Here is a 12,277-nt window from a genome sequence, read left to right as displayed (position 1 = left end):
GCCCGCCCCGGCGGCCGGGGGTTCCGGCGTGGGCGGCCTCCCGATGTCGCTGCCGCCACAATGGACCCATGCGCGCTGCCCGGCTGATCAAGATGGTGCTTCTCCTGCAGGCCCGCCCCACGATGACCGCCGCCGAACTGGCGGCCGAGCTGGAGGTGTCGGAGCGCACGGTCACCCGGGACGCGCAGGCGCTCTCCGACGCGGGCGTCCCGGTGTACGCGGAGCGCGGCCGGGCCGGCGGCTACCGGCTCGTCGGCGGCTACCGCACCCGGCTGACCGGCCTCGCCCGGGACGAGGCGGAGGCGCTCTTCCTCTCCGGGCTGCCCGCCGCGCTGCGCGAGATGGGCCTGGAGGACGCGGCGTCGGCCGCCCGCCTCAAGGTGTCGGCGGCGCTGCTGCCCTCCCTGCGCGACGCCTCCTCCTCCGCCGCCCGGCGCTTCCACCTGGACGCGCCCTCCTGGTACCACGAGCCGGAGACCCCCGCGCTGCTGCCCGCGATCGCCGACGCGGTCTGGGACGACCGGCTGCTGCGGGCCCGATACCGCAGGGGCGGGGGCCGCGAGGCGGGCGACGGGGGTACGGAGGTGGCGCGGGAGCTCGCTCCGTACGGTCTCGTCCTCAAGGCCGGGGTCTGGTACCTGTGCGCCAGGGCGGGCGACGACTTCCGGGTCTACCGGATCGACCGCTTCACCGCGGTGGAGCCGGCCGAGGAGCGTTTCGAGCGGGACGAGACCTTCGACCTGCCCGGGTTCTGGGAGGAGCGGGCCGCCGGGTTCGCCCGGTCCCTGCTGCGTACCGAGGTGACCGTACGGGTGTCCGGCCGCGGGGCGCGGATGCTCGCGTACACCGGTGACCGGGCGGCGGCCGCGGCGGCGCTCGCGGAGGCCTCCGAGCCCGGCCCGGACGGGCTGCGTACCCTCACGCTGCCGGTGGAATCACTGGATGTGGCATACGGCCAGCTGCTGGCGCTGGGACCCGAGTTGGAGGTCCTGGCGCCCGAGTCGCTGCGGGCCCGGTTCGCGGACACCGCCGAACGCCTGCGCGAGATGTATCGCTGAAAGGCGTCAATTCGGTGTCTGCGCGTGCGGGAGCACCCGGCAGGCTGGATGCTGGACCCGTGATGGACGAAACGGAATTCTGGGAGATCATCGACAGCACCCGCGAGGCCGCCGAGGGCGACCCCGAGGACCACGCCGACCTGCTGGTGGAACGGCTGGTGCAGCTCGATCCCGATTCCGTGCTGGACTTCGCCCGGCACTTCGAGGCCCGCTACAACCGGGCCTACCACTGGGACCTGTGGGGCGCGGCGGCCGTGCTGCTGGGCGGGGCGAGCGACGACGCGTTCGACTACTTCCGCTGCTGGCTGATCGGCCAGGGCCGGGAGGTCTTCGAGGGCGCGCTGCACGACCCGGACAGCCTGGCGGAGCTGCTGGCGGACTTCGACGAGGAGATCGACGGGGACGGCGAGGACCTGGGCTACGCGGCCGACGAGGCGTACGAGCAGCTCACCGGCGTGGGCGCGCCGGACCCGGGGCTGCCGCCGCAGGCCGCCGAGCCGCTGGGCACCCCGGTCGACTTCGAGGACGAGGGGGCGCTCGCCGCCCGCTTCCCCGAGCTGTGGGACCGCTTCGGGCCGCGCTGACCCCCGGCGCTCAGGTCGTCGGCGCTCAGGAGGGGCCGAGCGAGCGGCCCATGCAGACGTCGTCGACGTAACGTCCGTTCAGGAAGAACTCCCCGGGCAGCACCCCTTCGACGGCGAAGCCCTCGGAGGCGTACAGCGCGCGGGCGGGGTCGTTGTGAGCGAGCACCCGCAGCGTGATCCGGTTGGCGCCCTGGCGGCGGGCCTCGGCGAAGGCGGCCCGCAGCAGGGTCCGCCCCACACCGGCCCCGCGCGCCCAGGTCGCCACGGCGAGGCCGCGTATCTGGCGCACATGGGCGTTGGAGGCGAGCGGGGTGGGCGGGACGAGACGGATGTACCCGGCGATGCCCACCTGGCCGTCCTCCCGCTCCGCCTCCACCACGAGGAAGTCCTCCGGCAGGTGTCCCTCCCCGAAGAAGGGGTCGTACGGGGGTGCCGGCTTCGGCAGGACCGCGTGCAGCGTGGACCAGGTGGACCGGTCGAGCTCGGCGAGCTCTGCGTCGTCGGCGGGCACGGCGGGGCGGACGGGGCGGAGGGTGAGTAGTGCGGCCATGGGGTCACTCTGTCACGTGGTGTTCCCGGTGTTCGAGGCGTTTCATGGGGCAGGATGGGCGCATGCCGAGCTCCCGTATCGCCGTCAGCGGATCGTCCGGACTCATCGGAGCGGCGCTGGTGCGCTCGCTGCGCGCCGACGGGCACGAGGTGGCCCGCCTGGTGCGCCGGCCCGCCAGAACCGGCGACGAGGTCGAGTGGGACCCGAAGCGGGGTTACGTGGACGTGGCCGGGCTCGTCGGCTGCGACGCCGTCGTGCACCTGGCCGGGGCCGGGGTGGGCGACCACCGCTGGACCGACGCCTACAAGCGGGAGATCCGCGACAGCCGGGTCCTGGGCACCGCCGCCGTCGCCGAGGCCGTCGCCTCGCTCGACACACCGCCCCGCGTTCTGCTCTCCGGGTCCGCCATCGGTTTCTACGGCGACACCGGGGACCGTGCGGTGGACGAGAGCGCGCCGCCCGGGGACGGGTTCCTGCCCTCGGTCTGCGAGGAGTGGGAGGCGGCCACCGCCGCCGCCGAAGAGGCGGACATCCGCACGGTGCACGCGCGGACCGGGCTGGTCGTCGGCCACGAGGGCGGGGCCTGGGGGCGGCTCTTCCCGCTGTTCAAGGCCGGACTGGGCGGACGTCTCGGCAACGGCCGCCAGTACTGGAGCTTCATCGCCCTGCACGACCACGTCGCGGCGCTGCGTCACATCCTGGACACCGAGTCGCTGGCCGGCCCGGTGAACCTGACCGGGCCTGAGCCGGTCACCAACGCCGAGGTGACCGCCGCGATGGGCCGGGTGCTGCGCCGCCCGACGCTGTTCCCTGCGCCGGCACCGGCGCTGCGGCTGGTGCTCGGGGAGTTCGCGGAGGACGTGCTGGGCAGCCAGCGGGTGATCCCGGCGAAGCTGCTGGCCTCCGGCTTCTCGTTCGCCTTCCCCGGCATCGACGGGGCGATCCGCGCGGCGCTGAGGTGAGCGCGCGGCGCTGAGGGCCCGACCGCGCGAGGCTCCGGCCGTGCTCCGACGGCCCGGCCTCGCTCCGACGACCCGGCCGCACTTCGGTGCCCATCGGTCCGCGCGCCCCCTTCGCGACCCGTCCGGCGCGGCGTGTGCGACCCCGTGCTGCGGTGCTCCCGGGCACGCGCGTCTGACCCAGTATCAGCCATCCTCCTAGCCTCGATGCGAACTCCGGCATTCCGGGGGCCTGTTGGGGGCAAGAGCCCCCCACCAGTCGCACCGACTCGGGGAGGGGCACGTGCGCAGCACGGCACACCACGCAGACGTGGTCATCATCGGGGCCGGAATCGCCGGCCTGTCAGCGGCCCACCTGCTCATCGGGGCGGGGCTCGGCGTCAGTGTCCTGGAGGCCGCGCCCCGGGTGGGCGGCCGGCTCGCCACCGACGAGGTGGACGGGTTCCGGCTGGACCGGCTCGGCCCGCTGCTCTGCGCCTCCTGGCCCGAGCTGACCGGCACCCCGGGGCTGGGTGCTCCGGAACTGCGGGAGTTCGCGCCGGGGGTCCTGGTCCACAGCGAGGGCCGCCGCCATCTCACCGGCGACACACGGGGCGCGAGGGGCGCACTCAAGGCGGTACGTGCCCGTTCGAGCGCCCCCCGGGCTCCCCGCACCCCCTGGGTCGCGCAGAGCGCGTACGGGCACGAGCGCGGTGCCCCGGCGCGCGGCGGCGGCCGGGGCGGCGTGGTGACCGGGGCGATCGACCGGGCCCGGCTGGGCACCGCGCTGTCCCGGCTGGCGGCCACCCCTCCGGCCCGGCTGCTGGCCCGCCCGGAGCGGACGGCCGCCGGCGCCCTGGCCGGCGTCGGGCTGCCCGCCCGTACGGTGGACGGCGTCCTGCGCCCCCTCCTCACCGCGCTGCTCAGCGACCCCGCCCTCACCACGTCCAGCCGGTGCGCCGATCTCGCCCTGCGGGACTACGCGCGCGGCGGTCTGTGCGTACCGGCGGGCGGTTCGTCCGCGCTGCCGGAGCTGCTGGCGGCCTCGCTGCCGCCGGGGACGGTGCGCACGGGCGTCCACGTGACGGCCGCCGACATCACCTCCGTACGCACCAAGGAGCACGGTGAACTGGGCTGCCGCTCCCTGCTGCTGGCGACCGGCGCGGGGGCGGCGGCCGAGCTGCTGCCCGGTCTGCGGGTGCCGTCCTTCCACCCGGTGACGGTCCTTCACCACACCGCGCCCACCCCACCGCCGACGGGCAGATCGCTGGTGCTGGACGGTGACCGGTCGGGCCCGGTGGCGTACACCGCGGTGATGAGCGAGGTCGACCCCTCGCGGGCGCCGGAGGGCCGGGCGCTGATCACCTCTGCGGTGCCCGGGACCCCGCCGCCGGACCTGGACCGCTCGGTGCGGGCGCATCTGGCGGCGCTGTACGGCGTACCGACGGCCGGCTGGGAGCTGCTGGCTGCCCATCACGACCCGGAGGCGGTGCCGGCGATGGAGGCCCCGCACGACCCGCGCCGGCCGGTGCGGGTGCTGGCCGGGCTGTACGTGTGCGGCGACCACCGCGACACGAGCTCGGTCCAGGGCGCGCTGCACTCGGGCCGCCGGGCGGCGGAGGCGATCCTGACCGACCTGGCCGTCCCGGGCACGCACGAGGGGAGCCCGCGGCTGCCGGAGGCGGCGTGAGGAACCCCGGTCCGCTCAGCCGAGGGCGGCGACCCGGTCGCGGTAGCCGCGTACGGCGACCGCGTCCCGGTAGGGCTCCAGGCTGCACTCGAAGGCGCGTACGTACTCCGTGGCGCGCACCGAACGCATCTCGGCCGCCTGCTGGGCCGCCTCCGCCCCCAGCCGGCAGGCCTGGTCCAGCTCGCCCAGGCCCAGGCGGGCCGAGGCGAGGACCACCCGGCAGAACAGCCTGCTGCGGGCGTACGCCGGGGGGCGCAGCGCGAGCGACCGCTCGGCGTGCTGGGCGGCGGCCCGGTACTGCTGGAGGTCGCGGTGGCAGTGGCTCAGCTCGTCGGCGAGCTGCGCCTCGTCGAAGGTGCGGGCCCAGTGCGGCACCTCGTCGCCGGGGCGGGCGGCCTCCAGGGCGTACTCGGCCCGCGTCAGGGCGGCGGTGCAGGAGCGCGCCTCGCCGAGCACGCCGTGCCCGCGCGCCTCGACCGCGTGCAGCAGCGCCTGGACGAGGGGCGGGGCGGCCGAGCCGACCCCCTGCTGGGCCACCCGGGCGAGCTGGACGGCCTCCCTGCCGTGCCCGAGGTAGACCGCCTGCCGGCTCATCGTGATCAGCACGTAGGCGCCGTAGCCGCGGTCCCCGGCGGCCTGGGCGAGCCGCAGCGCCTGGACGAAGTACCGCTGGGCCAGGCCGTGGGCGGCCATGTCGTACGAGGTCCAGCCGGCCAGCCGGGTCAGGTCGGCGACGGCGGCGAACAGCCGCCGTCCGGTGGCCTCACCGTACGTGCCCCGGAGCATCGGCTCGGCCTCGTGCTCCAGATACCGCACGAGGGCCTGCCGGGCGTGGCCGCCGCCGTACGCGTGGTCGAGGGTGCGGAAGAGCTCGCCGACCGAGCGCAGTGCGGCGACGTCCCCGCCGCCGACCCGCTGCCCGGGGCCGCGGTCCGTCTGCCGCTGGCGTGGGACCACGGGCGGCGCCCCGGTTCCGGACTGCGCCCCGGCGGCGGGCGGATGCGTGGCGGGAGGGTGCGTGGCGGCCGGGCCGGGGGGCGTGGGCCGCAGCGGTCCGGCGGCCGGGCGCGGCAGGCCCCGGATCTCGGTGCGCAGCGGCCCGTCCGGGCGCCCCGGCGCGGGGGCCCCGGCCTCTCCCCCGGCCCGGCGGGTGGCCCCGCCGTCCCGGGCGACCCGTTCGTCGGCCCGGCCGATCAGCCAGTCCCGGCTGGGGACGACGAGTCCGGCCGGGGTGAAGGCGATCTTGCGCAGCTCGGTGTGGGTGCCGGAGTCCTTGCGCCAGAGGCCGCTGACGATGTCCACCGCCTCGGCGGGGGTCGCCGCGAACTCCAGGCCCGCGTAGACGGGTGCGCAGGCGTCGAGCCCGAGGTCCTGCGCGGAGAGCCGCCGCCCGAGCCGCCGGGCGAACACCTCGGCGATCAGCGCGGGCGTGGTGCCGCGCGGCTGCTGTCCCCGGAGCCAGCGGGTGACCGAGGTCTTGTCGTACCGCAGGTCGAGGCCGTGTTCGAGGCCGAGCTGGTCGACCCGGCGGGCCAGGCCGGCGTGCGAGAACCCGGCCTCGGCGATGAGTGAGGCGAGTCGGCTGTTGGGCGTGCGCTGCGGGGGTCGTTCCGACATCAGCTGTACGGTCTCCTGCCTTCGGGGCCGGACGGGCAGCCCTCATGGGAACGGCGCGAATTTAGCGGCCACCGGGGCGGCCACCGCCACCCTTTGCTCCACGTTCATCCGATCGTGTGAGGATTCCGGACAGAGCTGACGGAAACGTCCGACCCGTGGACGGGCAGGTCCCTGCCGCTCCGGGGCCGGCCGCCGAACCTGCCGGGGGGCTGTCCGGGCGACGGTCGTACAGTGGATGTGGGCGCGATCAGTGCAAGGGCGCCGTCATCCCGGGGACACCCCTCCGGGCACGCGGGGCCCACGTAGGGAGGCATCGGTGAGCGAGCTGCGGTTCGTCCGTCTGGGCTTCGGCGAACAGGCCGTCGCATACACGGAGGCTTGGCAGAAGCAGCGTGAGGTGCACGCGGACCGGTTCGAGGACCGGGTGCCGGACACCTGTCTGCTGCTGGAGCACCCGCCGGTCTACACCGCCGGGCGTCGCACGGCGGACAGCGAACGTCCGCTGGACGGCACCCCCGTCATCGATGTGGACCGCGGCGGCAAGATCACCTGGCACGGCCCCGGGCAGCTCGTCGGCTACCCGATCCAGAAGCTGCCGCGCCCGGTCGACGTCGTCGCGCACGTCCGCCGGCTGGAGGACGCACTGATCCTCACGGCCGCGGAGTTCGGCCTGGAGACCTCCCGGGTCGAGGGCCGCAGCGGCGTCTGGGTGCTCGGCGACCCGGTCGAGCAGCGCCGGGCGCTGGGCGGGCTCTCGCTGGACTTCGACCCGAGGCTCCAGGACGAGGAGTTCGACGCCCGCCTCAACGGCCCCGAGTACGCCCCGTCCAACGCCGGCCAGCGCCGCGAGGACCGCAAGCTGGCCGCGATCGGGATCCGCGTCGCCAAGGGCGTGACGATGCACGGCTTCTCGCTCAACGTGAATCCGGACAACACCTGGTTCGACCGGATCGTGCCGTGCGGCCCAGTATCGGGGCGACCCTCCGCCTTGCGATCGCACGCACCAGACGCCGCCGAGCCCGCCCTCCGGGCGGACGGCGCTACTTTCGAAACACGCCCTAGGGCCACCCGGCCGTACCGGCCAGTAGCCCCGACCGGCACCACCGGTCGGGGAATAGGCCCCGTCGGCCGCAGGTTGGGCAGGGTCAAGGCCGTTCGATGTACGGGCGTACCCTGGTGTTCGCCGAAGAATCCAAAGCGAGTCCCTCGCGAATCGCTCGCGAATCCCATCGCGAACCCGACGCGAATCCAACGCAGCAGAGAGCAAAGGGGAGCCGGAGTGTCCGCTGTCGCACCCGACGGGCGCAAGATGCTGCGCCTGGAGGTCCGGAACAGCCAGACCCCCATCGAGCGCAAGCCCGAGTGGATCAAAACGCGGGCGAAGATGGGCCCCGAGTACAAGCAGCTGCAGCAGCTGGTGAAGGGCGAAGGGCTGCACACGGTCTGCCAGGAGGCGGGCTGTCCCAACATCTTCGAGTGCTGGGAGGACCGCGAGGCCACCTTCCTCATCGGCGGTGACCAGTGCACCCGGCGCTGCGACTTCTGCCAGATCGACACCGGCAAGCCGCAGGCGCTGGACCGTGACGAGCCCCGCCGCGTCGGCGAGTCGGTCGTCACGATGGACCTGAACTACGCCACCATCACCGGCGTCGCACGCGACGACCTGGAGGACGGCGGGGCCTGGCTGTACGCCGAGACCGTCCGCCAGATCCACGCGCTCACCGCGGAGCGGGAGGCCGGCGCGACCAAGGTCGAACTGCTGATCCCCGACTTCAACGCCGAGCCCGAGCAGCTCGCCGAGGTCTTCTCCTCGCGCCCCGAGGTGCTCGCGCACAACGTGGAGACGGTGCCGCGGATCTTCAAGCGGATCCGCCCCGGCTTCCGCTACGAAAGGTCCCTCGAGGTCATCACCCGGGCCCGCGAGGCCGGCCTGATCACCAAGTCGAACCTGATCCTCGGCATGGGCGAGACCCGCGAGGAAGTCAGCGAGGCGCTCCAGGACCTGTACGACGCAGGTTGCGAGCTCATCACGATTACGCAGTACCTCCGCCCCTCCGTACGGCACCACCCGGTCGAGCGCTGGGTGAAGCCGCACGAGTTCGTCGAGCTGAAGGACGAGGCCGACGCGATCGGCTACTCCGGTGTGATGTCGGGTCCGCTGGTGCGGTCCTCGTACCGCGCGGGGCGTCTCTTCCAGCAGGCGATGGAGGCGCGCGGCGCGGCGGCCGGGAGCGTCCAGGCCGCGCCGGCCGTGTGAATCCGCTCACGAGCGGCTACGAGCAGTAACCGCATGACCGAAGCGGTCCGGAGGCTCCCCGCAGGTCGGGGACGCGTACGGACCGCTTCGGCGTGCGCGGCACCGGAATGAAGGTTTCATTGGTGTTTGACCGCCCGGTCATGCGCTGGTAACACCAAGCAGTGACCTTAGGTACACGTGCGGCGACTCCCACGGCCGCCGCCGTCACCGCTTCCCGTACTCAGTCCGCGCCCCAGGGGCGCATCCATTCCGAGGGGAACACCACGATGCAGGCCGCACCGGTCCGCGCCCACGCCATCCCGTCCGTCACCACCGCCCTGCGCGCCGTCGAGTCGCTGCTGCTGAGCAGCGGCCAGCGCACCGCCCGCCGCAACGCCTGGACGGCCGTCCTGGAGGACCGCCGTCGTGCCAAGGACCGGGTGGAGGCCCAGCACGTGCTGGAAGCCGTGGCCGACCACCGTTTCTAGGTCGCCCCCTCGCCACGTAAACTTCGGTACATGGCGAGGAAGGCAAGAACTGAAGGCGCGGACAGCGCCGAGAACGCAGGGCGGCTCAAGCAGATCGCCCTGACCTACAAGATGACCAGGCGGACCGACAGCAAGATCGGTCTTGTCGTCGCGGGCGTCGGAATCCTCACGTTCGGTGTCCTCCTCGGCATCGGCTTCGCGATCGGACACCCGGTCTATCTGGGCATCCTGGGCTTCGTCCTGGCCGTCCTCGCGATGGCGATCATCTTCGGCCGGCGCGCCGAGCGGGCGGCCTTCGGACAGATGGAGGGCCAGCCCGGAGCGGCGGCCGCCGTCCTGGACCGGGTCGGACGCGGCTGGACCACCACCCCCGCGGTGGCGATGAACCGCAGCCAGGACGTCGTCCACCGGGCGGTCGGCAAGGCCGGCATCGTCCTGGTGGCCGAGGGCAACCCGAACCGGGTGAAGGGCCTGCTGGCGGCCGAGAAGAAGAAGATGGCCCGCATCGTGGTGGACGTGCCGGTGCACGACATCATCGTCGGCAACGGCGAGGGCCAGGTGCCCCTGAAGAAGGTCCGCACCAAGATGCTGAAGCTCCCCCGCGTCCTGACCGGCCCGCAGGTGACCAGCACCAACGACCGGCTGCGCGCGATGGGCGACCTGATGAGCAACATGCCGCTGCCGAAGGGCCCGATGCCCAAGGGCATGCGGATGCCGCGCGGCGGAAAGATGCGCTGACGGCCTGACGTACGCGAGACGACTGACGTACGCGACGGGGCGGCCCCGGACCGGTGAACGGTCCCGGGGCCGCCCCGTTCTCACGCCCGTATCGGGAACGTCACATCCGCCCGTACCGGAGAAGAGGCCGGAGAGGTCACATCCGGACCTGCACGGCACGCGACAAGCGGTCGTGCAGTCCGCGCCCGTCGCGGTCCCAGACCAACGCGGGGATGACGAGCAGGAGCAGCACGGTCCGCACGACCACACGCACGAACCCGAGCCGCCCGCCGTCCTCGGCGACCACCCGGACACTCAGGAGGCGCTTCCCGGGCGTGCAGCCGATGGTCCCGACCGTCAGCAGGCTCATCACGAGGAAGACCCCGAGCGCCCAGTTCCCCGCCGCCTGCTGGTCACCGCGAGCGAGCAGCCCGTATGCGATCACCATGCAGAGCGACCAGTCGATGAAGAGGGCCCCGAAACGCCGGCCGAGCGGGGCGACCGAGCCGGGCCCCTCCTCCGGCAGCCCGAGTCCCTTGCCCCGGTAGCCGAAGTCGGCGCCCATCTCCTCGGCGGCCGCGCGGGGCCCCGAGAGCCACGATCCGATTGCTTGCCTGTTGTCCACCCGTCCACGGTACTGCGCCCGTGTTTGCCCCCGGCCGGGCGGGGGCACCGGTAACAGTCGCGGAGATGCCGCCCGCCACCGCCCCGGTTAACTTGGGCGAAACAAATGGGTCACGCTTGAGAAATCACGCCTGCCTATGGTCGGGTCCAGCGTGTGCCACCGCACTGGCCGCACCACGAGCTACAACCCCGTCCCGCCCGGGCCGGGAGTAGGAGGAGTTGGATGTTCCAGAACGCCGACGAAGTGCAGAAGTACGTAGCGGACAACGACGTCAAGTTCATCGATGTCCGGTTCTGCGACCTGCCCGGGGTGATGCAGCACTTCACGATCCCGGCAGCGACCTTCGACCCGGCCGAGGAACTGGCCTTCGACGGTTCGTCGATCCGTGGCTTCCAGGCCATCCACGAGTCCGACATGGCGCTGCGCGCGGACCTGTCGACGGCTCGGGTGGACCCTTTCCGCCGCGACAAGACCGTCAACATCAACTTCTTCATCCACGACCCGATCACGGGCGAGCAGTACAGCCGTGACCCGCGCAACATCGCCAAGAAGGCCGAGGCCTACCTCGCCTCGACCGGCTTCGCGGACACCGCGTACTTCGGCCCGGAGGCCGAGTTCTACGTCTTCGACAACGTCCGTTTCCAGACGTCGGCGAACGAGAGCTTCTACCACATCGACTCCGAGGCCGGCGCCTGGAACACCGGTGCGCTGGAGAACAACCGCGGTTACAAGGTCCGCTACAAGGGCGGCTACTTCCCGACCCCGCCGGTGGACCACTTCGCCGACCTGCGTGCCGAGATCTCCCTGGAGCTGGACAAGAACGGCCTCCAGGTCGAGCGCCAGCACCACGAGGTCGGCACGGCCGGCCAGGCCGAGATCAACTACAAGTTCAACACGCTGCTCGCCGCGGCCGACGACCTGATGCTCTTCAAGTACATCGTGAAGAACGTCGCCTGGCGCAACGGCAAGACCGCGACCTTCATGCCGAAGCCGATCTTCGGCGACAACGGCTCGGGCATGCACGTGCACCAGTCGCTGTGGCAGGGCGGCGTTCCGCTCTTCTACGACGAGCAGGGTTACGCCGGCCTCTCCGACATGGCCCGCTACTACATCGGCGGCATCCTGAAGCACGCGCCGTCGCTGCTGGCCTTCACCAACCCGACGGTGAACTCGTACCACCGCCTGGTCCCCGGCTTCGAGGCCCCGGTCAACATGGTGTACTCGCAGCGCAACCGCTCCGCCGCGATGCGCATCCCGATCACCGGCTCGAACCCGAAGGCCAAGCGCGTCGAGTTCCGCGCCCCGGACCCGTCCTCGAACCCGTACCTCGCGTTCTCGGCGCTGCTGATGGCTGGCCTGGACGGCGTGAAGAACAAGATCGAGCCGGCCGAGCCGATCGACAAGGACCTCTACGAGCTGGCTCCCGAGGAGCACGCCAACGTCCAGCAGGTCCCGACGTCCCTCCCGGCCGTGCTCGAAGCCCTGGAGGCGGACAACGAGTACCTCCAGGCTGGCGGCGTCTTCACGTCGGACCTGATCGAGACGTGGATCGACTACAAGCGCACGAACGAGATCGCCCCGATCCAGCTGCGGCCGCACCCGCACGAGTTCGAGCTGTACTTCGACATCTAGGAACACCACGGGCCGGGCTCACCCGCGCCCGAGACGCCGAGGGCCGCCACCTCCTCCGGGAGGTGGCGGCCCTCGCTCGTTCCGTCAGCCGCGCTGTGGACAGCAACCACGCTCACGCGGACCACGGCAGTCACGCAGCGGC

At 72.8% G+C, this 12,277-nt stretch carries 11 protein-coding genes and 1 pseudogene; 9 read left to right on the top strand and 3 right to left on the bottom strand.

Annotated features, from left to right (window positions below; all coding sequences use genetic code 11):
• Positions 1-68 precede the first annotated feature (68 nt).
• Positions 69-1,058, top strand: a complete 990-nt coding sequence (locus IG90_RS0120615; protein WP_030586289.1) for a helix-turn-helix transcriptional regulator — start codon at positions 69-71, stop codon at positions 1,056-1,058.
• A gap of 62 nt (positions 1,059-1,120) precedes the next feature.
• Complete coding sequence (locus IG90_RS0120610; RefSeq protein ID WP_030586288.1) at positions 1,121-1,642, top strand: DUF4240 domain-containing protein; 522 nt, start codon at positions 1,121-1,123, stop codon at positions 1,640-1,642.
• Between the two features lie 25 nt (positions 1,643-1,667).
• Here the strand turns inward: IG90_RS0120610 and IG90_RS0120605 are convergent, their stop codons facing one another.
• A complete protein-coding gene (locus IG90_RS0120605) occupies positions 1,668-2,192 on the bottom strand; it encodes a GNAT family N-acetyltransferase (protein WP_030586287.1) in 525 nt (174 codons plus the stop codon).
• A 62-nt stretch (positions 2,193-2,254) separates the two neighbouring features.
• On the opposite strand from IG90_RS0120605, the gene IG90_RS0120600 reads away from it, so the two are divergent.
• The gene (locus IG90_RS0120600; RefSeq protein ID WP_030586286.1) at positions 2,255-3,154 is read left to right on the top strand and encodes a TIGR01777 family oxidoreductase; all 900 of its coding nucleotides are present in this window, start codon (positions 2,255-2,257) and stop codon (positions 3,152-3,154) included.
• Positions 3,155-3,434: 280 nt separating this feature from the next.
• Positions 3,435-4,820 carry an FAD-dependent oxidoreductase gene (locus IG90_RS0120595; protein ID WP_030586285.1) on the top strand — a complete coding sequence of 462 codons (1,386 nt, stop codon included), beginning with the start codon at positions 3,435-3,437 and terminating at the stop codon, positions 4,818-4,820.
• Between the two features lie 15 nt (positions 4,821-4,835).
• Here IG90_RS0120595 and IG90_RS0120590 read toward each other — a convergent pair whose 3' ends face one another.
• A complete protein-coding gene (locus tag IG90_RS0120590) occupies positions 4,836-6,437 on the bottom strand; it encodes an NsdA family TPR-like regulatory protein (protein WP_030586284.1) in 1,602 nt (533 codons plus the stop codon).
• Between the two features lie 235 nt (positions 6,438-6,672).
• On the opposite strand from IG90_RS0120590, the pseudogene lipB reads away from it, so the two are divergent.
• From lipB to IG90_RS0120575, 4 genes and pseudogenes are all read left to right on the top strand, one after another.
• A pseudogene (gene lipB / locus IG90_RS46010) lies at positions 6,673-7,332 on the top strand (lipoyl(octanoyl) transferase LipB); the annotation flags it as partial.
• 384 nt (positions 7,333-7,716) lie between these two features.
• Entirely contained in the window at positions 7,717-8,694 is a 978-nt protein-coding gene (gene lipA / locus IG90_RS44875; protein ID WP_030586282.1) for a lipoyl synthase, read from the top strand.
• Positions 8,695-8,960: 266 nt separating this feature from the next.
• Complete coding sequence (locus IG90_RS0120580; RefSeq protein ID WP_030586280.1) at positions 8,961-9,161, top strand: SCO2195 family GlnR-regulated protein; 201 nt, start codon at positions 8,961-8,963, stop codon at positions 9,159-9,161.
• Positions 9,162-9,191: 30 nt separating this feature from the next.
• Positions 9,192-9,899, top strand: coding sequence for a DUF4191 domain-containing protein (locus IG90_RS0120575; protein WP_030586278.1), 708 nt, complete (start codon positions 9,192-9,194; stop codon positions 9,897-9,899).
• A 136-nt stretch (positions 9,900-10,035) separates the two neighbouring features.
• Here IG90_RS0120575 and IG90_RS0120570 read toward each other — a convergent pair whose 3' ends face one another.
• Positions 10,036-10,443, bottom strand: a complete 408-nt coding sequence (locus IG90_RS0120570; RefSeq protein WP_030586276.1) for an RDD family protein — start codon at positions 10,441-10,443, stop codon at positions 10,036-10,038.
• A 282-nt stretch (positions 10,444-10,725) separates the two neighbouring features.
• Between IG90_RS0120570 and glnA the strand changes: the two genes are divergently transcribed.
• Positions 10,726-12,135, top strand: coding sequence for a type I glutamate--ammonia ligase (gene glnA, locus IG90_RS0120565; protein WP_030586274.1), 1,410 nt, complete (start codon positions 10,726-10,728; stop codon positions 12,133-12,135).
• Positions 12,136-12,277: the final 142 nt, after the last annotated feature.

The organism is Streptomyces anulatus (assembly GCF_000721175.1).
Lineage (GTDB): Bacteria > Actinomycetota > Actinomycetes > Streptomycetales > Streptomycetaceae > Streptomyces > Streptomyces anulatus_C.
This window is presented reverse-complemented; position numbering and strand designations above follow the sequence as displayed.